19 protein-coding genes and 8 tRNA genes are annotated in these 24,843 nt (G+C 40.5%); 17 read left to right on the top strand and 10 right to left on the bottom strand.

Annotation, left to right across the window (positions count from 1 at the left end; all coding sequences use genetic code 11):
• Positions 1–53: 53 nt before the first annotated feature.
• On the bottom strand, positions 54–1,937 hold the full coding sequence (locus G6R09_RS11370) for a methyl-accepting chemotaxis protein (protein ID WP_163922478.1): 1,884 nt from the start codon (positions 1,935–1,937) through the stop codon (positions 54–56).
• Between the two features lie 300 nt (positions 1,938–2,237).
• Between G6R09_RS11370 and G6R09_RS11365 the strand changes: the two genes are divergently transcribed.
• The 4 genes from G6R09_RS11365 to G6R09_RS11350 all read left to right on the top strand — a co-directional run bounded on the left by G6R09_RS11365 (position 2,238) and on the right by G6R09_RS11350 (position 6,925).
• Positions 2,238–3,596: a Na+/H+ antiporter NhaC family protein gene (locus tag G6R09_RS11365; protein ID WP_065169033.1), complete on the top strand. Its 1,359-nt coding sequence runs from the start codon at positions 2,238–2,240 to the stop codon at positions 3,594–3,596.
• 319 nt (positions 3,597–3,915) lie between these two features.
• On the top strand, positions 3,916–5,589 hold the full coding sequence (ushA, locus tag G6R09_RS11360) for a bifunctional UDP-sugar hydrolase/5'-nucleotidase UshA (RefSeq protein WP_163922475.1): 1,674 nt from the start codon (positions 3,916–3,918) through the stop codon (positions 5,587–5,589).
• 196 nt (positions 5,590–5,785) lie between these two features.
• Complete coding sequence (ybaK, locus tag G6R09_RS11355; RefSeq protein WP_163922473.1) at positions 5,786–6,265, top strand: Cys-tRNA(Pro)/Cys-tRNA(Cys) deacylase YbaK; 480 nt, start codon at positions 5,786–5,788, stop codon at positions 6,263–6,265.
• Positions 6,266–6,310: 45 nt separating this feature from the next.
• Positions 6,311–6,925: a LysE family translocator gene (locus G6R09_RS11350; RefSeq protein WP_065169030.1), complete on the top strand. Its 615-nt coding sequence runs from the start codon at positions 6,311–6,313 to the stop codon at positions 6,923–6,925.
• A gap of 46 nt (positions 6,926–6,971) precedes the next feature.
• Here G6R09_RS11350 and G6R09_RS11345 read toward each other — a convergent pair whose 3' ends face one another.
• A complete protein-coding gene (locus G6R09_RS11345) occupies positions 6,972–7,886 on the bottom strand; it encodes a DMT family transporter (protein ID WP_163922470.1) in 915 nt (304 codons plus the stop codon).
• Between the two features lie 170 nt (positions 7,887–8,056).
• Positions 8,057–8,638 carry a DNA endonuclease SmrA gene (smrA, locus tag G6R09_RS11340; RefSeq protein WP_163922467.1) on the bottom strand — a complete coding sequence of 194 codons (582 nt, stop codon included), beginning with the start codon at positions 8,636–8,638 and terminating at the stop codon, positions 8,057–8,059.
• Positions 8,639–9,074: 436 nt separating this feature from the next.
• On the opposite strand from smrA, the gene G6R09_RS11335 reads away from it, so the two are divergent.
• The 8 genes from G6R09_RS11335 to G6R09_RS11300 all read left to right on the top strand — a co-directional run bounded on the left by G6R09_RS11335 (position 9,075) and on the right by G6R09_RS11300 (position 10,435).
• Positions 9,075–9,151, top strand: a tRNA-Pro gene (locus G6R09_RS11335).
• Between the two features lie 176 nt (positions 9,152–9,327).
• Positions 9,328–9,404 (top strand) — tRNA-Pro (locus G6R09_RS11330).
• A 9-nt stretch (positions 9,405–9,413) separates the two neighbouring features.
• Positions 9,414–9,489: transfer RNA gene (locus tag G6R09_RS11325), tRNA-His, on the top strand.
• 148 nt (positions 9,490–9,637) lie between these two features.
• Positions 9,638–9,714 (top strand) — tRNA-Pro (locus tag G6R09_RS11320).
• Positions 9,715–9,794: 80 nt separating this feature from the next.
• A tRNA-Pro gene (locus G6R09_RS11315) sits at positions 9,795–9,871 on the top strand.
• Positions 9,872–10,048: 177 nt separating this feature from the next.
• Positions 10,049–10,125, top strand: a tRNA-Pro gene (locus G6R09_RS11310).
• A 9-nt stretch (positions 10,126–10,134) separates the two neighbouring features.
• Positions 10,135–10,210 (top strand) — tRNA-His (locus tag G6R09_RS11305).
• 148 nt (positions 10,211–10,358) lie between these two features.
• Positions 10,359–10,435: transfer RNA gene (locus G6R09_RS11300), tRNA-Pro, on the top strand.
• A gap of 442 nt (positions 10,436–10,877) precedes the next feature.
• On the opposite strand, the gene G6R09_RS11295 is transcribed toward G6R09_RS11300, so the two are convergent.
• Together G6R09_RS11295 and G6R09_RS11290 are read right to left on the bottom strand one after the other, a co-directional pair.
• Positions 10,878–11,741 carry a TraB/GumN family protein gene (locus G6R09_RS11295; RefSeq protein WP_065169028.1) on the bottom strand — a complete coding sequence of 288 codons (864 nt, stop codon included), beginning with the start codon at positions 11,739–11,741 and terminating at the stop codon, positions 10,878–10,880.
• A 200-nt stretch (positions 11,742–11,941) separates the two neighbouring features.
• The gene (locus G6R09_RS11290; RefSeq protein ID WP_240345728.1) at positions 11,942–14,848 is read right to left on the bottom strand and encodes a copper-translocating P-type ATPase; all 2,907 of its coding nucleotides are present in this window, start codon (positions 14,846–14,848) and stop codon (positions 11,942–11,944) included.
• A gap of 104 nt (positions 14,849–14,952) precedes the next feature.
• Between G6R09_RS11290 and cueR the strand changes: the two genes are divergently transcribed.
• Positions 14,953–15,345, top strand: a complete 393-nt coding sequence (cueR, locus tag G6R09_RS11285) for a Cu(I)-responsive transcriptional regulator (RefSeq protein WP_065169092.1) — start codon at positions 14,953–14,955, stop codon at positions 15,343–15,345.
• A gap of 36 nt (positions 15,346–15,381) precedes the next feature.
• Here the strand turns inward: cueR and G6R09_RS11280 are convergent, their stop codons facing one another.
• Entirely contained in the window at positions 15,382–15,819 is a 438-nt protein-coding gene (locus G6R09_RS11280) for a hypothetical protein (protein WP_163922464.1), read from the bottom strand.
• The gene (locus G6R09_RS11275) at positions 15,806–16,471 is read right to left on the bottom strand and encodes a transcriptional regulator (RefSeq protein WP_065169026.1); all 666 of its coding nucleotides are present in this window, start codon (positions 16,469–16,471) and stop codon (positions 15,806–15,808) included. The genes G6R09_RS11280 and G6R09_RS11275 overlap by 14 nt, the downstream gene beginning before the upstream one ends.
• A 714-nt stretch (positions 16,472–17,185) precedes the next feature.
• Between G6R09_RS11275 and G6R09_RS11270 the strand changes: the two genes are divergently transcribed.
• Positions 17,186–18,211, top strand: coding sequence for an OmpA family protein (locus G6R09_RS11270; RefSeq protein WP_065169025.1), 1,026 nt, complete (start codon positions 17,186–17,188; stop codon positions 18,209–18,211).
• Positions 18,212–18,365: 154 nt separating this feature from the next.
• Complete coding sequence (locus G6R09_RS11265; protein ID WP_235860124.1) at positions 18,366–18,779, top strand: META domain-containing protein; 414 nt, start codon at positions 18,366–18,368, stop codon at positions 18,777–18,779.
• 69 nt (positions 18,780–18,848) lie between these two features.
• On the opposite strand, the gene G6R09_RS11260 is transcribed toward G6R09_RS11265, so the two are convergent.
• From G6R09_RS11260 to G6R09_RS11250, 3 genes are all read right to left on the bottom strand, one after another.
• Entirely contained in the window at positions 18,849–19,703 is an 855-nt protein-coding gene (locus G6R09_RS11260) for a co-chaperone YbbN (protein ID WP_065169023.1), read from the bottom strand.
• Between the two features lie 432 nt (positions 19,704–20,135).
• Positions 20,136–20,963, bottom strand: coding sequence for an SDR family oxidoreductase (locus G6R09_RS11255; protein WP_065169022.1), 828 nt, complete (start codon positions 20,961–20,963; stop codon positions 20,136–20,138).
• Positions 20,960–21,574, bottom strand: a complete 615-nt coding sequence (locus tag G6R09_RS11250) for an arylesterase (protein WP_065169021.1) — start codon at positions 21,572–21,574, stop codon at positions 20,960–20,962. The genes G6R09_RS11255 and G6R09_RS11250 overlap by 4 nt, the downstream gene beginning before the upstream one ends.
• Between G6R09_RS11250 and G6R09_RS11245 the strand changes: the two genes are divergently transcribed.
• Complete coding sequence (locus G6R09_RS11245; RefSeq protein WP_163922461.1) at positions 21,573–22,292, top strand: ABC transporter ATP-binding protein; 720 nt, start codon at positions 21,573–21,575, stop codon at positions 22,290–22,292. The genes G6R09_RS11250 and G6R09_RS11245 overlap by 2 nt on opposite strands.
• Positions 22,285–24,792 (top strand): ABC transporter permease, encoded by a 2,508-nt coding sequence (locus tag G6R09_RS11240; RefSeq protein ID WP_163922458.1) that lies wholly within the window; start codon positions 22,285–22,287, stop codon positions 24,790–24,792. Before G6R09_RS11245 ends, G6R09_RS11240 begins: the two co-directional genes overlap by 8 nt.
• Positions 24,793–24,843: the final 51 nt, after the last annotated feature.

Genomic DNA, 24,843 nt, shown 5'->3' with positions numbered 1-24,843 from the left:
ATAGACAATAGAGATGCAAGCCTTATTTTTAGAGGGTGATTATCGCGTTATTATTACAGTTTAAAGCGGTTGATCTCTTGCTGTAATTCATACGATAACGTCGATAACTCCGCCGCTTGTTTGGCAGCTTCGCTGGCCTCAACAGCTAATTCATTTGAAACATCACGAATCCCCTCGGTGTTGCGAGTAATTTCTGATGTTACTGATGATTGCTCTTCTGCGGCAGACGCTATTTGGGTTGCCATATCACTGATGTTATTCACCGCGGTAGTGATTTGCGACAAGCTCGCTGAGGCTGAGTTAGCATCATCAACGCTGGTTTCAGCTAAGTGGCGGCTATCTTCCATTATGCCTACTGCTTGACCTGTTGTTTGCTGTAAGGTTTCAATCATTTGTTGAATTTCTTGAGTTGATGCGTGAGTACGCTGACTTAATACTCGCACTTCATCGGCAACCACCGCAAATCCTCGGCCTTGTTCTCCAGCACGCGCGGCTTCAATCGCAGCATTAAGCGCGAGCAAATTGGTTTGCTCAGCAATACCTTGAATGGTCGAAAGAATAGTATTAATACTTTGCGCGTGGCTGTTTAATGCACTGATAACACCAGTCGCCGTTTCAACTTCTTGAGCAAGGCTAGTAATTGATTGTTGGCTTTGATTCACTTGAGTGGTGCCATGTCCAGAAGCGATAACGGTTTCTTCTGAGGTGCGAGCGGTGTTTTCTGCGTTTGATGCTATCTCATGGGTTGCGGCAGCCATTTCATTAATCGCTGTTGCGACCATATTAATTTCATCTTGTTGAAATTGAATTCGAGTACTGCGTTCTTCTGCTTGAGAGGCGGTGATATGCGATTGCTGGCTGAGCGTACTTGAAACATGGCTTAAACGGATCAGCATGCTATGTAAGTTACTTACAAATGAGTTGAAGTTGTGGGCTAATTGACCCACTTCATCATTACTATGCGGCTCAAGGCGGCGGGTTAAATCACCTTCACCGTTAGCAATTTCAGCTAATGCGGCAGAAACTCGGTTAAGATCACGGAATAACAGGTTAACTAACAGTGTCAGAGCAATAATAACGCATAACGTTATGATGAACGCTGTGATGATCAATTGTTTAAGCGCGGTATAATAGCTAGCTTCTTCTGTCGCCAGATCCATTTCTAACGCTAATACCCATTCTGTATTTGGAATATTCTCAAAATAAAGCACTTTTTGTTGGCCATTAATGGTTAAGTGCAGAGCTTTATTGGTCGCTATTTGCTGTTCAATATTGCCCATGGTGAGCTGATTGCTGTATTGCGCTAATGGCTTGAGTAATAATTGTTTATTTGGGTGTGCAAGAAAACGGTTATCTTGTTTGTTAATCAGCATCGCAATGGCATTTTGACCGACATTGAGGCTGATAACATCATTAATCAGTTGATCTATCAAGACATCCGCGCCAACCACACCAAGCTGTTGACCGTTATTGGTTAGTGGCTGTGCAATCGTGATTAATAGTGCGTTAGTGATAGCATCTTGATAAGCAGGGGTAATAATTTGTTTGCCTGCTGTTTGAGCATCACGATACCAAGGACGTGTACGTGGGTCTATTTGAGATAAATTACGAGTAGCATCAGAACTCGTGGTGCTACCTGCAGCACTGCCGAAATAAATATCATCAAAGCCACCGCTTTTACGTGCTTGTTCTAAAAACATCACATTATTCGGTTGGTCATAATAACTACTAAAAGATTGAGTAATTGAACGGCGAATATCCATCCAATCAGCAATGCCGATAGTAGCAGTTGAGGCAATACTGCGTGCTCGTTGATTAGTATTGGCATGGGTTTCGTTATCAAGTTGCTTGGCGGCCAGCCATGTTAATGCTGTTGCCATGACGACGACTGCCGATACGCTAGCCATGATCAATTTTTGTTTGAGGGAAAGCTGCATAGGTCCATCTCAGGAGTCAAAATATACCCTATGAGAGCAAATTATAACTTGCATTACAATTGATTCATTGATTAGTGAGTAGTTTATTTTTAAGTCGCTAACATATTGATATATTTTTACTTTTTATTGACGGTTGCGGTGGTGTTTAACGCCATTAAATTGACAGTTAAAGGTTGTTTTAGATACTTATAAAGAGCGATTAAGCAATGTGCATATGGATGTTTAGACGTCTAGATGTTGACACTCGTGACACATCCCATTAACCTAGGGGAAATTCTAAAATAGATATTCATTATCAGCATGTCAAACTCAACCAATACATCATCAATTACACCTTCAGCATTGGCATTGCTGCCATTGGGGGTCTTTCTTGCCTTATTTATTGGTGTCGGTAGTTACCTGACTTACCAAGGGGTCGATTTCGCTTTTTATCAATTACCGTCGCCTGTTGCAGCATTACCTGCGGTTATTTTGGCAATTATTCTCAGTAAAGAAAAATTAAATAAAGCCATAGAGCAGTTTATTCGTGGTGTTGGTCATAATGACATTATTGCGATGTGTATGATCTATTTACTTGCTGGTGCATTTGCAGCCGTTGCGAAAGCATCGGGTGGGGTTGATGCGACGGTAAACCTTGGTATGGCAATATTGCCTGCAAGCATGATTTTACCGGGGATTTTTATAATCTCTGCTTTTATTGCAACTTCAATGGGTACCTCAATGGGTACGATTGCGGCGGTAGCGCCAGTTGCATTAGGTATTGCTCAAGCTGCTGGAATGGATGTTGCGTTAACCGCTGGTGTGGTATTAAGTGGTGCGATGTTTGGTGATAACTTATCGATTATTTCTGATACAACGATTGCTGCAACCCGCTCTCAAGGTTGTCAGATGAAAGATAAATTCCGTGAGAACATTAAAATTGCTTTACCTGCCGCTGTTGTCACTATGCTGTTGTTTGCTTTTAGCAGTTCAGTAACAACCTTACCTGCAGCAAATCCAATTGAATGGTTAAAAGTATTACCTTATATCACGATCCTTATTCTTGCTGTGTCTGGGGTAAATGTTTTTGTGGTGTTGAGTTTAGGTATCGTTCTTGCGGGTGGTGTGGGTTTATTTTCAATTGATAGCTATAGCTTAACGACATTTGGTAAAGATATTTACAGCGGCTTTGGCAATATGCAAGAAATCTTCTTACTATCAATGTTGATTGGTGGTGTGAGTGAATTAATGCGTCAACAGGGTGGTTTAGCATTTTTAACCCAGTTAATTAGCCGTGTGATTGGTAAATTCAGCTCAAAACATAATGCCTCAGAAAATTCTCGCGCCAGTGAATTAGGTATTGCGAGCTTAGTGAGTCTAACTAACTGTTGTACTGCTAATAATACTGTCGCAATTATTGTGTCAGGTGGCGTGGCGCGTGAGTTAGCGCAAGAGAATAATGTCACCGCTCGTCGCTCGGCAAGCTTATTGGATATCTTCTCTTGTGTGGTGCAAGGTGTATTACCTTACGGTGCTCAAGCATTATTATTAGGGTCGGTATTTAAATTATCGCCACTAGAAATCGTTTCTCATTCTTACTATTGTTTCTTTTTGGCCATTTCGGCCTTAATCGCGATTTTTATTCGCCGCTCAACGACTAAATTTGAGAAAGTCTTTTAATTCATAAATGATTATTTTTAGTTGTTGAATACTCACAATATTTTTTCAAAAAGCTCGATTATGATCGAGCTTTTTTTATGGTTTGTGATCAATGATTTGTTTTTAATGTTGTAACGGTGATCTTGGTTGCAGAATTGTGACGTTAAACAAGTACAGGCTTTTGATTCACCTACACTGAGCGCGATTATTTTGAAACGGTTATTTAGTAAGATTATTTCATTAAATAACACTATTTTTACGCATAAATCTGACTCGATTCAGCCATATAAATATTAAAACATGGTCGGTATCGTCGATTAAAATCATTAAGGTGGATAACATGAAGCAACGTTTATTTGCTAAGACAGCATTAACTGCTGCTCTTCTGGCTGTACTTTCTGGTTGTGCAACACCGACAGATGATACCTCACCTAAATGGAATGCAGATAAAACCTATCGTATTACTATTCTACATACCAATGATAACCATGGCCGTTTTTGGCAAAACCAAAATGGTGAGTACGGTATGGCAGCACGAAAAACATTATTAGATAGTATTCGTGCAGAAGTGAAGGCTGAGGGGGGGACAACATTATTACTTTCTGGTGGTGATATTAATACTGGTGTGCCTGAGTCTGATTTGCAAGACGCTGAACCTGATTTTAAAGGCATGAACATGCTAGGTTACGATGCCATGGCATTAGGTAACCATGAGTTTGATAACCCACTCGATGTATTACGTAAGCAACAACAATGGGCTAATTTCCCAATGTTATCAGCCAATATTTACGATAAAAATACGGGAAAACGTTTATTTCAGCCATATCAAATTTTTGAGCAGCAAGGGATTAAAATTGCGGTTATCGGTTTAACCACTGAAGATACCGCAAAAATAGGTAATCCTGAATATATTGGTGAAATTGAATTCCGCGATCCTAAAGTAGAAGCAAAACAAGTGATTGCTGAACTAGAAGCCAATGAAAAGCCTGATGTGATTATTGCAGCAACCCATATGGGCCATTATGAAGATGGTCAGCGCGGTATTAATGCGCCTGGTGATGTGGCATTAGCGCGTTACATGCCAGCAGGCGATCTTGATATGATTGTTGGTGGTCACTCGCAAGAACCCGTGTGTATGGAAGGACTAAATAAAAATAACAGTGATTTTAAACCTGGTGACAAGTGTACGCCAGATCAACAAAACGGCACCTGGATTGTACAAGCCCATGAGTGGGGGAAATATGTAGGTCGTGCTGATTTTGAATTCCAAAATGGTGAGTTAAATCTGGTTAGCTATGATCTGATTCCAGTAAACCTAAAGAAGAAAATCAAATTAGCGGATGGCAGCCAACAGCGAGTCTTTATTCAGAGTGAGATTCAACAAAATCCAGAAGTGTTGTCGTTTTTAACACCTTATCAAGAAAAAGGCCAAGAGCAATTAACGGTTAAAATTGCAGAGTCTAACGGTAAGTTAGAAGGTGATCGTAATGTGGTGCGTTTTCAGCAAACCAACTTAGGACGTTTAATTGCGGCTTCACATATGGAACGCGCTAAAGCTGATTTTGCAGTGATGAACTCTGGCGGTGTACGTGATTCGATTAATGGTGGCGATATTACTTATAAAGATGTGCTCATTGTGCAGCCATTTGGCAATATCGTGACCTATATTGATATGTCAGGTAAAGAGATCCTTGATTATTTGAACGTAGTCGCAACCAAGCCAATTGATTCTGGTGCTTATGCGCAGTTTTATGGCATCGCAATGACTGTTGCCAATGGTAAAGTGAATAATGTAAAGGTTGGCGGTAAGCCATTAATGATGGATAAAACCTACCGCTTTACGGTGCCGAGTTTTAATGCTGCTGGTGGTGATGGTTATCCAAAAGTAAACAACCATCCTGGCTATGTCAATACCGGATTTGTTGATGCTGAAGTGCTAAAAGAGTATTTGCAAACCAACAGCCCAATTGATGTAAATCGCTTTGCTCCAAAAGGTGAAATTACTTATAAATAACCAGTCTTGCGACAGGTCTATTGTATTTGCGGCGCTGAATTTTCAGCGCCGTTTTTTTTGTTCTTTTTAAAAAATATATCTCGGTATATAGTTCTGTTTTGGTAAACAGATGTGGTTAGCTTCTTTGTCTATGGTGGATATAAAGGGGAGCTAATTACAGCTGTTTGATTGACGCTATGTTGTAGAGATAAATATAATGACTCCAGCAATTAAATTAGCAAAAAAAAATAAGATTGAATTTCAAGTTCACCAATATGAACATGATCCGGCTAATAACAACTTTGGTCATGAAGCTGCTGAAATATTAGGCTTAGATCCTCATCGTGTGTTTAAAACATTATTATTTGCTCTAAATGGTGATCCTAAAAATTTAGCCGTTGCTGTGGTGCCTGTGGCGGGCATGCTCGATTTGAAAGCAGCAGCAAAAGCGGCTGCTGGAAAAAAAGCGGAGATGGCCGATCCAAAATTGGCGGAAAAAGTGACGGGTTATATTGTTGGCGGTATTAGCCCTCTTGGACAGAAAAAACGCTTACCAACCTTTATTGATAGTAGTGCTGAGCAATTTGAAACCATTTGCGTAAGTGCTGGACGCCGAGGTTTAGAAATAGAGCTTGCAGCGAAAGATTTAGCGACACTCACTAGCGCTAAGTTTGCAACGATTGCTAAACACGATTAACCAAGACAAAGATGTTTATATCGTCATTGATAAAAGGAGTTAACGATGACACTTAGCCTTTGGCTGTCTTTATTAGCGATTTGTTTGCTAGGGGCGATGTCACCGGGACCTAGTTTAGCTGTTGTTGCTAAACATAGTTTATCGGGAGGACGTTGGCATGGGATCGTCACCGCGTGGGCGCATGCTTGTGGGGTTGGGTTTTATGCCTTATTAACGTTACTTGGTCTAGCGGCAATATTGCATCAATCACCACTGCTATTTAGCAGTATAAGTTATGTGGGCGCAGGATATTTAGCGTATCTAGGATTTAATGCGTTACGTTCTAAAGGCGGTGTGGCTGCAAAATTGGCACAAGGGCAAGCTAGTACATTACTTGAAGCTGCACGTGATGGGGTGATGATCTCTTTATTTAACCCTAAGTTAGCATTATTTTTCTTAGCGCTATTTAGTCAGTTTGTTGCTGCTGGTAATGAAGCATCATCAAAGGCGATCATTATTGCAACACCACTACTGGTGGATGGATTATGGTACACATTAATTGCATCTATTTTATCTTATCCAAAAGTGTTAACAGCATTAAGAACCAAAGCACAATTGATCGATCGTTTATCTGGCGTTGTGTTACTTGGATTAGCGTGTCGAGTGGTGTGGTTAGCTTAGTGGTAAAAAACGCATAAAAAATAGCCGAACTCAGTTCGGCTATTTTTTATTCATTGGGTTGATGTCTTTTTTTCCGTAACCAAATAGGGACAAAGGTATTAAGGATTGTTGCTAATATAATTAATCCTACACCGACCATTTTATTCCATGGCATTGGGTGGTTAAAAAATATAAATTGCCAAATAGCTGAGAAAATTAAATTAGTAAAAATAATCGGTGCTAATTGTGAGCCCGATTCTGCTAATTGATAAGCTTTAGCACGGAAAACTTGGGTATTAATCGTACATACCGCCATAAAGATTAATAGTAATAATAAAGGATGCTGCCAACCCGTTAATGTATGCCACTCTACTGCGGTAGTAATTGGCGAGAATATTAAAAAGGGTATCAAAAAGACGGAAGCAACAATAAAGCTCCACGCACTCACACCGACAGGAGTCAGGTTACTTTTACTTGAACGGTACATTGCCACTTGTGAGCCAGCATTAAAAATACCACCGGCTAAGCCTAACAATAAACTGCCGCCAAACTTCATTTGTTCAAGATTACCAGCAATGAATAGTAATCCTGTAAAGGTAATGCCTAAATTAATAATAATAAGGCGTTTGATCGGTGTTTTAAAAAATATACGCTCTAAAATAGGGACAAATAAAGGACTAGTACCAAATAAAACAACCGCTTCAACAAGACTTAGGTATTTAATTGATGCAAGAAAACACAGTTGGCTACCAGTAATACAAATACCGCGAACAATTAAACCGCTCCACGCTTGTTTATTAGGTTGTGACCATTTAGTGATCATCATTAACCAGAATGCAAGAATAGCTGGGAATAACAAGCGGAAAAAGCATAGCCATGCCGGGTCAAAACTGTGGGTTAGCAATTTAGCGACTAATCCTGTTACTGATAAGCTAAATGTAGATACTAGCATTAGCAACATTGGACGTATTTCTGAATTCATTAGTAATCTCCTCGGGCGGCGACTCTACTTGAATTGTATGATAAATAAATTCAAAACAATTTAACCCTAGGATATATTTATCTTACCATTTTAGTTATGGGTTATATTTAGGGTGAGAAGGGTTATTTGCGTTATCAATCAATATTTTGTGATATATTCCCGAGGTTTATTTAAGCTTCACGGTGATTTAAATGCCGATCACGTGTTTGTTGTTTTTTTTCGGCGCTCTTTTTAATCATAACGTAAAGTGCACCTGTGCCACCGTGTTGACGTTGAGCTGAGTGGAAACACAGTACATCTGAAATCTGCTCAAGCCAGGTGGTGATATAACTTTTCATTAATGCTGGTGGATTAGTGCGCTCTCCTTTGCCATGAATAATCATCACCGTACGAATATCTAGTCGCTGGGCTTGCTTTAAAAAAGCCAATAATTCCTCTCGTGCTTGAGATAATGTTTTTTTATGTAAATCTAACCGCGCATGAATATCATATTTACCTTGGCGCATCTTTTTAAATACGGCTAATTGCACTCCATCACGCTTAAACTCAATCATGTCATCGGGTTTGACCATCTTGGCATGATCAAGAGACAAATAATCAATATTACTATTAGCTAATGTTTGTGCCGCTAATCGTCGAGCAAGTTGTGCTTCTGAGACTTGGTGTTTTTGTTGAATTAAAACGGTATCTTGTTTTATTGGCGCAATATCAGCCATCATCTCTTTAAAGAGATCCAATTCATCATTAGGCATAAAAGACTCACTATAATTAACCAATAATTTCAGTATACCTACGCGAAAGAGAAACAAAAGCCAATAAATAGGAAACCTATACCGAACTATAGATATTTAAGTTTGGCTAATTATAGAATATTGTTAATGCATTATCGTGTGATATATCATTAATTTTTTATGGTTGTTATAGGAAGTTAATGGTTGGTGGTATTTTAATCGACATGCGCTACTGATAACCTATAAAAAAGGCTGTTTAATCAACAGATCTTTTAGTTACAAAAAAAATACCGTATAGGGGTTGCTAAAATAAAAATGGCGAGTATTATAGCGACCTCAACAACGCATAGCGTGTTGAAATGTCGGTGAATAGCGCAGTTTAGTCGCGCATCTCTGATGTTAGGAATAGCGGAGCAGAGGGTTGACCCTTCTATCAGCGTTCCAGAAAAGAATTAGTCGGTGAATAGCGCAGTTTGGTAGCGCATCTGGTTTGGGACCAGAGGGTCGGGGGTTCGAATCCCTCTTCACCGACCACTATTTAAATAATAGTGGTTTATTAAACCGTTATTATCAGAGAAGGTGTTAGTAGATAACACATCTCTAAAAGAATTAAGTCGGTGAATAGCGCAGTTTAGTAGCGCATCTCTGATGTTAGGAATAGCGGACCAGAGGGTTGACCCTTCTAGCAGCGTTCCAGAAAAAGAATTAGTCGGTGAATAGCGCAGTTTGGTAGCGCATCTGGTTTGGGACCAGAGGGTCGGGGGTTCGAATCCCTCTTCACCGACCACTTACAATGGTGGCTATAGCTCAGTTGGTAGAGTCCCGGATTGTGATTCCGGTTGTCGCGAGTTCAAGCCTCGTTAGCCACCCCATTATTTAGGTTATCTTTTTTAGAGACCTTGGCCTTGTAAGCCTAAACAACGTCGGTGAATAGCGAAGTTTAGTAGCGCATCTCTGATGTTAGGAATAGCGGACCAGAGGGTTGACCCTTCTAGCAGCGTTCCAGAAAAAGAATTAAGTCGGTGAATAGCGCAGTTTGGTAGCGCATCTGGTTTGGGACCAGAGGGTCGGGGGTTCGAATCCCTCTTCACCGACCACTATTTATATAATAGTGGTTTATTAAACCGTTATTATCAGAGAAAGTGTTAGTAGATAACACATCTCGAAAAGAATTAGTCGGTGAATAGCGCAGTTTGGTAGCGCATCTGGTTTGGGACCAGAGGGTCGGGGGTTCGAATCCCTCTTCACCGACCACTATTTATATAATAGTGGTTTATTAAACCGTTATTATCAGAGAAGGTGTTAGTAGATAACACATCTCGAAAAGAATTACGTCGGTGAATAGCGCAGTTTGGTAGCGCATCTCTGATGTTAGGAATAGCGGACCAGAGGGTTGACCCTTCTATCAGCGTTCCAGAAAAAGAATTTAGTCGGTGAATAGCGCAGTTTGGTAGCGCATCTGGTTTGGGACCAGAGGGTCGGGGGTTCGAATCCCTCTTCACCGACCACTTACAATGGTGGCTATAGCTCAGTTGGTAGAGTCCCGGATTGTGATTCCGGTTGTCGCGAGTTCAAGCCTCGTTAGCCACCCCATTATTCAGGTTATCTTTTTTAGAGACCTTGGCCTTGTAAGCCTAAAGATTGTCGGTGAATAGCGCAGTTTGATAGCGCATCTCTGATGTTAGGAATAGCGGACAAGAGGGTTGACCCTTCTAGCAGCGTTCCAGAAAAAGAATTAAGTCGGTGAATAGCGCAGTTTGGTAGCGCATCTGGTTTGGGACCAGAGGGTCGGGGGTTCGAATCCCTCTTCACCGACCACTATTAAGAAAACCGTATCGAAAGATGCGGTTTTTTTTCGTTTGTATAAAATGAATCATAGCTTAGATCCACAGAGGGTCGGGGGTTCCCGATATTAGAACCTAGCTCTTCACCGACCACTATTAAGAAAACCGTATCGAAAGATGCGGTTTTTTTTCGTTTGTATAAAATGAATCATAGCTTAGATCCACAGAGGGTCGGGGGTTCCCGATATTAGAACCTAGCTCTTCACCGACCACTATTAAGAAAACCGTATCGAAAGATGCGGTTTTTTTTCGTTTGTATAAAATGAATCATAGCTTAGATCCATAGAGGGTCGGGGGTTCACTGATATTAAAACCTAGCTCTTCACCGACCACTATTAAGAAAACCGTATCGAAAGATACGGTTTTTTTTCGTCTGTCGAAAATGGGTGAATAGTTCAGTTTGGTAGCTCTTCACCTTAATCACAATCAGCGGTTGTACCTGAAGTCATCTTCTCAACGATAAAGCCCTGTTGCTTCATTAAATTTGGTAACCCTTGTTCGCCAATCAAATGAAATGCGCCGACTACCACCATAAACTTGCCTGATTGATAAGCGGGATCTTTGATTAAGGTTTCTGCCCAGTGCTGATTGCGATTAAAAATTAAGGCATCATCAGTGGTGGGATCAAATTGGCTTTCTTGAAACAGTTGTTCAAGCTTATTATCATCGCCGTGTTGCCAAACTTTAACTAAGCAACGTAATGATGATTGGGTTTTATGCCATTCATTGATGGTTTCAAGCAACATTGGGGTGCCATTTTCTGGTAGCGTTGCAAGCATATTAAATTGCTGGCTAACACTTTCCAATTCGAGGATTGGCAATTGTTGCTGTTGAGCGCGCTGTAACAGCACGTAGTCGATGCCATAATCTGATTTTAGTTCGAGTTTATCAGCAAGAGCGAGCTGAAGAGTAACAGCAGTTAACCAAGGTGGCTGTTGAAGTAGCTGTTCAAATGAAATGTTGAGTGTAGTCGTGATCTTTTGTAGCTGTTTGAGTTCCGCCGTTGAGAGTGCTTGTTGAGTAAAAGGTGGCTTAATCGTTGGAGCTACCTGTGATTGTTGTAAAATATTAGCTTCAACAACCAATGCATCAGCGTGTTGCCATTGCTCAAGAAATATAGCAGGCAACGGAAACATAGCTTCTTTTCCTGCATGAATAGAACCCAAAACATAAAACTCACGTTGTTGGTCAGAAATTTTCCATACAATCGGTGTTGCAAGTGCCGATTGGGAAATAAAAGGCAGAAGTAATAATGCTTTTGATAAAAGAGATTTGAACATAAGTTACCGCTGATTAAGTAGGATAGTTTAGTTATAACAAATAATTGGGCTAAGTGAGATCAAAAAAGGCTACCGAAGTAGCCTTAATATGATTGCTTTGATTGCTAAAAGACAATTATTTGGGGTTACGAATACTTGGATGAAGCCAGAACCACCATACAATAAACCCAATTGCAGCAGCACCTAATAAAAAACACATATTATTTCTCCTGATGTTGTTGGCTTGGCTTGAATAAACGTAACCGGTTAGCGTTACTTACCACAGTGATTGATGATAGCGCCATCGCCGCACCTGCAATCACAGGGCTTAGCAGTGTCCCTGTGAGTGGGAATAACACGCCAGCGGCAATTGGAATGCCTAATGTGTTGTAAATAAAGGCACCAAATAAGTTTTCTTTGATATTGCGTAGCGTTGCTTTTGATAATTCCAAGGCATCTGCCACACCGTGTAGTGAGTGACGCATTAGAGTAAATTGGGCACTTTCAATAGCAACATCAGTACCACTTCCCATCGCGATTCCAACTTCAGCTAATGCAAGAGCTGGCGCATCATTGATTCCATCACCGACCATAGCTACTCGTTTACCTTGTTGTTGTAATAAGGTAATTTGAGCCGCTTTGCCATCAGGCAATACATCGGCAACTACATCTGAAATACCGAGCTTAGCAGCAATAACGTGGGCAGTTTTGACGCTGTCACCGGTGAGCATTACCACATTAAGTCCCATATCTTGCATACGCTTAACGGCGGATAATGAATCATCACGCAGTGGATCACTGATACCAATGATCCCTGCTAAAATACCATTTTGAGCAAGGTAAACCGGTGTTGCACCTTGGCTGGCAATGAAGTCAAAGTCTGCTTCAGCGTGAGAAATATTAATTTCATTTTGATGCATGAATTTGGTATTACCGAGCAATAATTGCTGTTGTTCTATAGTGCCTGATACGCCTAATCCGGCATACGCATTAAAGTTGCTATGTGGGGAAAGTGCGAGCTGCTGTTGGCGTGCTGATTCAACAATGGCATTCGCTAATGGGTGCTCTGAACCTTGCTCTAAGCTAGCAGCTAATTGAATCAACTGTTCACGAGTTAATGCATTATAAATCTTATTGTCAACAACTTGTGGTTTGCCTTCAGTTAAGGTACCCGTTTTATCTAATACTACAGTATCAATGCTAGCCGCTTGTTGCATCGCTTCTGCATCTTTAATTAAAATGCCTAATTCTGCTGCACGTCCAACACCAACGGTTACTGACATTGGTGTTGCTAGGCCTAATGCACATGGACAAGCAATGATCAGTACCGTGGTCGCTGCAACAAGCATATATACCGATGCTGGTTGTGGACCAAAATAATACCAAGCCATGGTCGTTAATATGGCAATGATCATCACACTGGGTACGAAAATACTGGAGATGGTATCCGCTAAGCGTGCTAGGGCTGGCTTACTACTTTGTGCTTGGCGTACTAATTGAATAATACGTGCAAGCATAGTGTCACTGCCAATATGCTCAGCTTTAAATAATAGGCTCCCTTGTTGGTTAATTGTGCCTGCACGAACATGATCGCCGGTTTTTTTATGCACAGCCAAAGGCTCACCTGTAAGCATTGATTCATCAATATAGCTATTACCATCAATGACATAACCATCAACAGCCACTTTAGCTCCTGGCTTTAAACGTAACGTCATGCCTGCAATAACTTCGCTCAATGGGCGTTCAATGTCTTGCCCATTTTCAACCACAATCGCAGTTTGAGGCTGAAGATCGATCAAACGCTCTAAGGCTTTTGAGGTTCGGCTGCGTGCGCGTGCTTCTAATGCATGCCCAAGGGTAATTAAACCGATAATCATTGCAGAAGCTTCAAAATAGACATGGCGAGCAGCAACTGGAAACATAGTTGGTGCAATAACCACTGCCATTGAAAATAGCCATGCCGCACCGGTGCCTAAGGCTACTAATGTATCCATAGTGGCACGATGATGACGGAAAGCTTTCCAACTATTGATATAAAAATCTTTACCGGCCGTTACCAATAGCGCCAAGGTAATTAAACCAACAACTCCCCAACTTATTTGGCTGGCTGTGGAATCAATGATCATACTACCGCCAAAGATCCCCCAAGCCATCATTGGTAGCCCTAAGCCGAGTGCAATCATGGCATTACGCATATGGGTTGTTACTGTTTGCTGGTTTTGTTGCTGTTGGCGAAGACGGCGACTTTGATCATCTTCACTTTGTTCTGCGCCATAACCCGCTTGTTCTATTGCGGTAATAACCGCCTGTGGTGATGCTTGCCCATAAATTAAGGCAGTACGCTCAGCAAGGTTAACATTGACACTGTCAACGCCGTTTACAGCCTTGATTGCTTTTTCTACTGATGCTACGCAACTCGCACACGTTAGCCCTGATAATAATAATTGGGTTGCTTGACCTTGAGGTGGCGCTGTAATTTCAGGCTCAGGCTCAGGCTTAGGCTCTGACACGAGAGATTGATCAATTAACGTTGCTGGTTGAGATGGTGTTATCGCAATGGCTTGATAACCAGCGGTAGTCACTAGTGCAATAATCTCGTTAGCCGTTAATGATGTTTTAACATTGAGATTATTTTTATCAATAGTAACAATCTCAATATTGTCTTGCGTTAATGCAGTGGTTAATTTAGCGACACATTTTCCGCATGATAAACCGGTTAAATTGAAGTTATAGTTATGTTGTTGCGGGTTAGTGACAACCTGATAACCAAGTTCAACGATAATATCAGTTAGTGCTTGCTCACTTATTGAGCCCGATACATCCGCGAGCTGTTTGCTAATATTAAAATGTGCAATATCATCACGTTCAGCTAGTGCTTGTTCAATTTTAGCAACACAGCGACCACAGGATAAGCCACTCAGTGGTAATTGGTAATGATAGCCAACTTGGTAGCCTAATGCTGTCACAGCATCAAACAGTGGGCTTAACGGGGTATCACTGGTTATGGTTAATTGCTCAGTATTGATATCAATAATTTCAGTTTGAGGAAGTAGGCTTATGGCATCACGAATTTTATTAACGCAACGCATACAGCGTACATTGGCAACAGGAAGGGTAACAGTATTCATGTGCTCGCCTTTAATGCTTAAATGAAATAATAGCGCTAGCATAATCCTTCCAGTAACTATAATGTCAAGGCTATTTTTTTATACAGTAGAGTAGAAAAGTGATGATGAATATCAGTGAGGTTGCCAAACAAACCGGATTAACGGCTAAAACAATCCGGTTTTATGAAAGCAAAGGGGTGATAAGTGTTGCGCCAAGGGGGGTAAATGGTTATCGCTATTACAATGCGGAGCATATTGCGGAGTTATTGCTTATTAAGCGATCTCGAATGATTGGATTTTCTTTAGATGAATGTCAGCAATTATTGGCATTATCAACCAATCCCGATCGTCAAAGTCGTGATGTTAAACAAAAAGCACTACAAAAACTGGTAGAAATAGATCATAAAATAGAAGAGCTAAAACAAATTAAATTAACTTTAGCAGCATTGGCGGAACAATGCCCTGGCGATAAAAATGCGCCATGTCCAATTATTGATAGCTTAACTAAAAAAGGCTAAATAATTATTTAAGTAGATTATTTAGCCAAATGTTAGTTAGTGATCACTATCTGTCATTGATAAGGTGCCATCATAAGGAATAACACGTAATTGCTTTGTTGGAGATGAGTTGTAGCTAATCATGGTATTTTTATCTAATCGTTGTAGATTAAATTGATGCCAAAAGCTTTCATGGGTCCAATTGAGACTTTCAATAGCGGCATCGGTGATTTTTTTAGTGTGATCTTCTGTATCAACCACTAATACTGCGGCATTTCCAAAGGCGTAAAAATACAGCCCTTTTAAGACCGTATACCCATTGTCTTTTTTAGGGTTTGGGTAGTCAATAAGTGTGTATTGACCAAATTTGCAACTGCCAAATTGTTCGTGGTTGGATGTTACGTATTTATAGTTAAAATCACACCCCATACCATTAATAACGGGGTATAGCATTAAAACTAATAATGCTATGACGACGTATTTAAATTTTTTCATACATTTTTCCATTGGTATCAATGTAAACCGTGCTTTTATCGCTCAAGTTTTGTGGTAGTTTTTGTAGATTGAGCAATTCAATGTTACCACAAATTTTTTGAGCATTAACGGTTACACAAGGTGGAGACTGCCAGCTGCTAGCCCATAACATCACCCAAGCAAGCATCGCCGTTAAGCAAATGCTATAGCCAATTTTTGCCATGGTTGGAAGTGAGTGAGCTGTTGATGTATGTTTAGTTTTCTTCGCATCAGTACCTGCGGTATTGCTATCACTATGGTGATCGGTTGGCTGTAATTGTTCCGAGTTATGCTGTTCATTATCGATCACAACTTCAGGTTGAAATTGTTGTTGGATGAAGGTGTTATTGGCAATCGTAAAGCCAGCCCCTTTAATGGTGATGATAATTTCATTCTTACTTTTAAATGCTTTGCGTAAATTCGCAATAGCAACATTTAATGAGTTAGGAACAACCACCTTATCTGGCCAACCAATTTCAAGTAGTTTTTCTCGACTGATAATTTCGCCACTGTTATCGATTAAAAATTGGAGGATTTTTGTTTCGCTAGCACTAAGCTTAGTGGTTGCTTCTTGATTCGTGTAAGCGCTTTTTTGCGGCTCAAAAACATCCTTACCGTATTTATATATGATCATGGCGTTAACTACCTATCTTAGTATCTGTTTTACGCAGTACGCTCTTAGATGACGACTGCTTTTTTTATTGTTATTGCTTTCGGTATCGAAGCATTCGGGTGTTTATAGCGATATAAAAGACACATTTTTTTAGTAAACATATAAAGAGCAACAAGGGAGTCACTGCTGTTATTGCTACTCTAAAAAAGTTCATTACCCATCTTGATCCTTTATTTTCAAAGCAAATGCTAACAAAAAAAAAGATTTATGGAAGAGATGATAAAGGATAATTACCTGCTCAAAAGGTCGAATATGATTATTTATCACATTATGTGTAGTATAAAAAAGTATGTTTTTCACATTTTTTTTTACGCTTTGATGATAAAGGTGTCATTATGTATTTACATGATTTTTATCGATAAAGTTTAAAAATATCGCTGTTTTTATGTTTTTTTATATGAATATAATCGTTAAAAAAAACCGTTTTTTTTATTTATCTAAATTTTTTCTGAAAGATTTGTTTTTCAGAAGCCATTTTTTTGACGCGTGTGAAAAAACGCCAATTAATTGTGAACATCATTTTTTATTATTTGCCTTAATGCTAACACGACCACAAAATGAGAGGGTTCCTGACAAAGACTGTCCTGCGATACACACTTAAAAAAATAGATAGTACGCACTTATATGGGCAGACAATTAGAAAAGTTTTAAAGTATTTAACCAATGGAGTTAAACATGAAATTGAAATCTCTATCTCTAGCTGTAGTAGCAGCTTTATCTCTAGGTGTTGCTACATCTGCAATGGCTGCTGATGCACCTGCAACAGCTACAAATAACACTGCACTAACTCAATCAGCAGCAACTGGTCACTGGTACGCTGGTCAAGGCCACGGCTTCTGGGTTGGTGGTGCACTAGGTATGGGCTATGTTGGTAGCGCAGACTCTCACATGTTTGGTGGTCAAACTAATGCTCCTAGCGTTAAGCTAGACGCTGGTTACGACTTCAACCAATACGTTGGTGTTTACGCTAGCTACGACTTCATGCATGACCTAGGTGATTCAAACCTAAACCTAGCAACTGTTGGTGTTAAAGGTAACCTACCTCTTACACAAAAGTTATCTGCATTTGCTAAAGTAGGTGCAACTTACATCTACGCAGATGATAAAGATGCTGATCAAGTATTCCATATGAAGTCTGATAGCTTCTCTGCAACTGGTGGCCTAGGTCTTTCTTACCAGATCACTAACGCACTATCTACTCAAATTGGTGCTGATTACTACCAAAACCTACGTACTTCACACGGTCACGCTGATCTAACTCAAGCGTACTGGGGTATGACATACAAGTTTGGTCAACCAGCTACACCTGTAGTTGTTACTAACAATGTTGAAGTAGTTAAAGAAGTCGCTGTTGAGTCTCAAGTAGCAACACGTTCTTCTTACGTTCTTCCATACCAAAATGGCGAAACTAAGTTAAACGCTTACGGTCGTTACAACCTAGGTGAGATTGCTGCAACTATGCAAGCTAACCCAGAAGTTAACGCTCAAATCATCGGTCGTACCGATAATGTTGGCGGTCAAGCAATCAACGAGAAAGTTTCTGCTGAGCGTGCAGCAAATGTTGCTAGCTTCCTAGAAGCAAATGGTATCGACGCATCTCGTCTAACTGTTTCTTCTGTTGCTAACACAAACCCAATCAAAACTGATAAAGCAGACAGCACTAACTACGTGCAGCGTTCAGTACAGATCATCCTTAAGTAATTAAGACGATTGTACTAACTGTCTAGTTTTTAACTAGTTTTAATATTAATGCCGATGAGAGATCATCGGCATTATTTTATTCGATTGCTATCTCAATAGCCTGTTTAGATGTGACGAAAGCAAACTATTGAGATTAAGATTGAGCCATAGAGCAATGATGAAAAAAAGTAAGTTTTGTTTATTAATATTATTAGCCATTTCATTAACGGGCTGTTTTTCAAATCAGCAGCTAAAAAAGTCAACCCAATTGGTTGGTGATTGGACCCTTAAAGGAGGCGTCTGTATTCCTGGTGTCACCAAGCATAAGCCTAAGTTAATTATTAATGCTGATATGAAAGTATCTGGATTTACCGGCTGTAATCAATTTAAAGGGCGTTTAATTGCCGCTAATGGCAGTTTTACTTTGCCGAGTGTTACCCGCAGAATTTGTTTGCCAGAGCTTGTTACTCAAGAAGAAAATATGCTGAACGTACTGCGTAGCGCAACCAGTATTGAAGTGATTAATAATACTTTAGTGGTTGATTCTGGTAATAAATTCTTAGTGTTTGAAAAAACTAATGCCAGTTAATTTTAAGATTAGATAAATAAAAAAGGCCCGTGAGCATGATGCTTGCGGGCCTTTTTTTATTGGATTAAATTAATATAACAATGAATACAGTTGACGACGGTAATTGGCAGCAATTGGATTACCTTGGCCTAGTGCAGCTAAAATATCCATCATGGCTTTTTTAGCACTGCCGTCAGCAAAATTAAGATCACGACGAAGTACTTCAAGCAATAGTGCTAATGCTTCTTCATTACGATTAACTTGACTGTATTGAACCGCAAGCTCAAAAGCAATATTGGCATCGCTAGGGTTAGTCGCAAATTTTTGTTCTAATTGTTGAATTTCTGGTGAATTACCCGCTTGTTTGTGTAATTCCAGTTTAGCAACCAGTCCTTTATATTGAGCATCTTGATCTTGCATTGGAATGGTATCGAGAATTAATTCTGCTTCGTCAAATAATCCTGCGGCAATTAAGCATTCGGCAATGGCTAGCTCAATAGTGCTATTTTTAGGGAATTTTTGCGCCAGTTGGCGAAGTAATGCTAGTGCTTGATTGTAATCTTCACTTGCGACTAATGCTAATGCATGTTGTAGCTGAAGTTCTTCAGGTGATGGCAAGTGACGATTAAGCATCTCACGTAAACTTTGTTCAGTTTGTGGGCCGGCAGAACCATCAATAGGCTGACCCCCTTTAAATAAAGCAACAGTTGGTAAACCTCGAACGCCAAACTGAGAGGCAACCATTTGTTGAGTTTCACAGTTGACTGTCGCAAGCGTAAATTGGCCTTGATATTCACGGGCAATTTTTTCAAGAGTTGCATTTACTTCAAGTGTTTCTGGCATTGAAGGGGCCCAGAAACTGATTGCCACTGGTGTCTGCATCGATTGGTCGATGATCTGCTGAAGATTCTGTTCGTTTAATTCAAGCGCGACATTTTGATACATGTGCTGATATCCGTTGGCTATTTGAAAGGCTATAACAAATATATGGGGATGAATCGAGACGAATCAAGAAAACAGCACTAAATGATACTAATTATTAAACGTCAGCATAATAGCGAGTGTGATACAGACACAGATAATATTAATTTGGCGCAACGACATACTACACCTCAGATAAGAAAATTTACGATGATATGAGTCTTTTGACTTAAAACTACTGTAGCGTTTTATTGTGACACTAATATGACGTTATTATAGTTTTTATAGCTGATGGGTGATTATTTAGATTCAAGGGCTATTTGTTTAACTTTAACTGTTGTTATTTGGCGAATATAGCAATATTGATTTTATTGTTGTTGTTTTTATCACCATGTTATCTGGGCAGTCGCTATAAAAATGACCATAATAAATAGTGCTATTATGGTCTATATTTAACTAATTACTCTTTATTAGTAGTTTATCTAACCACTTTGTTGGCAGTATGCGACGCAAAAAGCCAAAAACATATGTAGGCTGGGTTACGTAATAACGTGCTTTTGGCTGCTTACTATTAATTATAGTCAACAGCTGCTTAAATACTGCCTCAGGCCCTAAAGTAAACTTGTTATTAGGGTTAGCAGCCCCTAATCGAGCCAATGTTTGTTGGTAAGGCTGTTGATGGCGCGAGTGATTACTATCAATATATTGTTCAAATTTGTGCTTAGCATTATGTCGAAAATTGCTTTCAATCGGACCAGGTTCTATTAATGCAACTTTTATTGGCGTATTTGCTAACTCTAAGCGCAATGTATCAGTATACCCTTCAAGAGCAAATTTACTGGCGTTATACGCGCCACGATACTTCATTGCGACTAACCCTAAAACGGAACTGTTTTGAATTATTTTACCGTGACCTTGTTGCAACATTAATGGGATCACGGCGCGAGTGAGTTGATGCCAGCCAAAAAAATTGGTTTCAAATTGTGCGCGCAATGCCTCAGTGGGTAAATCTTCTAATGCACCTGGTTGACCGTAAGCGGCATTGTTAAATAGCATATCTAAGTGACCATCAGCGAAGACTAACGCTTGTTTTAGACCGCGATCAATCGATTCAGAACAACTAAGATCAAGTTGAATACACTTAATACCTTGGTTATTTAACCGTTTTACATCACGCAATTGGCGGCAACTGGCGATAACGTTATAACCGAGCCTATTGAGTTCTGCTGCACAGTAATAACCAATACCAGAACTACAGCCGGTAATTAAAATAGATTGTGTCACTGGATGGTTTCCTTGTTGAGATAAGGGCTAAGTTGCTGAGCCATAAATTGAGCTATCAGTGGTTGTGCTTGTGCTGTTGGGTGGAGTCCATCTTTCATCATTAACTGAGGTTGAGTAATGATTTCAATAAGAAAAAAAGGCAATAGCGGCACATTCAATGATTGACTTAATGTTGGGTAGGTATTGCGAAACAGTTCGTTATAGCGTTTGCCATAGTTAGGGGGAATTTCTATTTGCATTAATAATGGCTGTGATCCCATTTCTTTAATTAAAGTGATCATCTGGGTTAAATTATTGCGTAGTATTTTAGGATGAAATCCACGTAAGCCATCATTAGCACCTAACTCGATTAAGACAATATCAGGTTGATGTTGTGTCAGCAGCAGGGGAAGGCGTGCTAAACCATTACCGCTGGTGTCACCTGAAATGCTGGCATTGATAACCGTTGTCGGTTGAGATTGTTGGGCTAATATTTGAGGAAGAAGACTGGGCCAACTTTTATTGGCAGGCATTTGATAACCCGCACTTAAACTATCGCCCAGCACTAATAGCGTTTGACTCGATGCTGTCGATGCAAATAACAGCATTATTAATGAAAGGATTCGTATCATGTCAGTCTCCGTAATAAAAGCTCACTCTGTTTTCAAACAGGTTACGACAGCCTTGTCGCCTATGACTATATTGCAGGATGTTTCGCTTGAGGTCGAGCAAGGTGAGTCAATTGCATTAGTGGGAGTATCTGGCGCAGGAAAATCGACCTTAATGACCTTATTGGCTGGGTTAGATGTGCCAACAGCCGGTGAGATTGAATTATTAGGCCATAACCTGACAAATCTAAACGATGAGCAGCGGGCACAATTACGCAGTGAATCAATCGGGTTTGTATTTCAAAATTTCTTATTGTTACCCACCTTAACGGCGTTAGAAAACGTCACCTTGCCATGCTTAATTCAAAACAATGATATTGATATTGAGCGCGGTAAGCACCTACTTAGCGTGGTGGGATTACAAGGACGTGAAACCCATTTACCGAGCCAATTATCTGGTGGAGAGCAGCAACGGGTCGCATTAGCACGGGCGTTTATGATCAAACCTAAAATTCTGTTTGCCGATGAGCCGACGGGTAATTTAGATCAGCAAACAGCGGCGATGATCATTGAGTTACTGTTTGAGCTTAATCGGAACAGTGGCACTACGTTAGTATTAGTTACTCATGATGATGCCTTAGCGGCTCGTTGTGATCGTGTGATGCGGTTAGATAATGGCGTGTTAAAGACGAAAGATCATCGACAACCAACCAAGGAAAACAAGGAAGAACGCCATGGTTAATATTGCTGTCATAAGTCATAAAACGGCCTTTATGCTGCATTGGGCATGGCGTGAGATTCGGCAAGGGCAATTATGGTTGGTTACTCTTGCGTTGAGCTTAATTATTGGCTGTGTGTTTGCATTATCGGCATTAGTGAGTCGTGTTGAAGCGATCATTGTCGATCAGGGCCGATCCGCACTTGCCGCGGATCGGGTGCTGGTTTCTTCACAGCCGGTTGATCTGTCGCAGCTTAAGATTCCAGCAACAGATCCTGTGAAAATGTCACAGCAAACCCGTTTTGGCACTATGGTATTTAGTAATAACGGTATGCAGTTGGTAAGTGTTAAAGCGGTTGATGCTCTTTTTCCATTACGTGGTGAACTGGGTTTAGAGGGCGCTAATACAACCACATTAGAGCAGCATGTACAGCCGCAGCAATTATGGCTCGCTGAACGGTTATTTTCACTGTTGAACGTCAATATTGGCGATATGTTAATGGTTGGCGATACTGAACTAAAAATTAGCGGCCGTATTACTCAAGATCCTGAATTATCATTTAATCCTTTTAGCCAAATGCCGACCGTGTTTATTCATCAACAAGATATTAATGCGGTTGGAGGCGTACAACCAGGCAGTAGAATCAGTTATCGTTATTATTTTACCGGTTCAAATACAGCCTTAGACGATATTCGTCAGCAGTTAAGGTTAACCCCAAGTCAACGTTGGCTAACTGAAAATGATGCCGGCCGCAGTGGTGATTTTATTGAGCGGGCACGGCAGTATTTATCGCTGACGTTAGTGTTGGTGGTATTAATGGCAGCGGCGACCTTAGTGCTGACTTGCCAACACTATGCTGTTACCCGTAAAACGGCGGTAGCGATGATGAAAAGCCTTGGTGCTTCAAGGTCTTTTTTATGGCGCTGGTTATTAACCCAAATCAGTTTAGTGTTTGTGGTCGCGATTATTATTGGTTTAACACTTGGATTTGGGCTTGAATGGTTACTGCGTTACCCACTGCAAAATCTATTGCCAAATGATTTACCGCCAATGGGATTAGCCCCGATAGTGATCAGTTTATTATTGGCGTTATTAATTGCATTGCCTGCTCTGGGGATACCGTTATCACGTTTGGTACAAACTGTGTCTATTAATTCAGTCCAAGCTTTAATACCGGCATCGATACCGAACCGTTTATCTTGGCTGTTACTTTCCTTGCCGTTGTTAGCAGCCATAGTATGGATTGGCAGTAATCTATTTGTATGGCTAACCTTGCTAGGTATGGCTGTACTGTTGATCGTATTAGCGTTAGTCGGTGTGGCAGCGATTGCTTTATTACAAAAAATACAACTCGGTGCTGCTTATCGTTTGGCACTAAGCCGAGTTAATCGTAGTAAAACCAAAACGGCGACGCAACTGGTGGCATTAACGTGTTCATTAATGTTATTGGCAGTGATTGGCTTATTACGAAATGAATTACTGGCTGATTGGCAACATACGCTCCCTGCTGATGCGCCCAATGTGTTTGCTCTCAATATTGCCCCTGAGCAACAACAACGCTATTTAGCTGATCTAGATAAAGCACAGTTAACCCGTTCGCAAGGTTATCCAGTAACGCGTGGGCGGTTAGTGGCAATTAATGATCAACGCTTTTACACACCATCAAATTCAACCGCAATTGATCAAAGCGGCGATAATACTGAGATAAGTAACGAGATAAATCGAAACGCGGATGATGACAGTGTCGATCCTGCCTTAAAACGTGAGCTTAACTTTACGTGGGCAACAACACTGCCAACTCATAATGTCGTGACTAAAGGGCAATGGGGTAAAGCCGAAGGTGTCTCGGTTGAATCTGGCATTGCCAAACGGTTGAATATTAATCTCGGTGACAAGTTAGCATTTACTGTGGGTGGACGAGAATTTAACGCTACTGTGAACAGTATTCGCGATGTTGAATGGCGTAATATGAAGCCTAATTTTTACTTTATTTTCACACCAGATGTGTTGCAGTCATTCCCCGCAACAGGACTTGTCAGTTTTCGAGTTGGCGAGCAGCAAAATGCATTACTCAATACCTTAGCCAGCCAATATCCAACCGTGACTGTGCTTGATTTACGGATGATGGCGACCCGTATTCAAGGTCTGTTGGCACAAGTCAGTTGGTCGTTAACGGTATTGGCTGGGTTGGGGGTGGTCAGTGGCTTATTGCTGATCATGACCTTATTACGCTTGAGTATCTCCGAGCGCCAAACTGAAATTCAGTTATACCGCACTTTAGGTGCAAGCCGTAAACGCATTGCTGCTACGTTATGGTTTGAATACGGCATTATTGCGCTATTGGCAGGTATTATTGCTGCGGTAGGGGCTGAATTTGTTGTCGGTCTGCTGGTGGTGAAAGGCTTTGAACTGCCGTTTAGCTTACACCCATTAATGTGGTTAGGCTTACCTGTACTGGCGATCGCACTGGTGTATTTGGTGTCACGGTCGCAGATCAACAAGTTATTGTTGCCGTTGCGGTGATGGATATAAAACAATAGTGGTTTTTATTTAGTCTAAATATAGACCAATTCA

The organism is Photobacterium sp. Alg240-V54 (genome assembly GCF_900537155.1).
Taxonomy (GTDB): Bacteria; Pseudomonadota; Gammaproteobacteria; order Enterobacterales; family Vibrionaceae; genus Photobacterium.
This window is presented reverse-complemented; position numbering and strand designations above follow the sequence as displayed.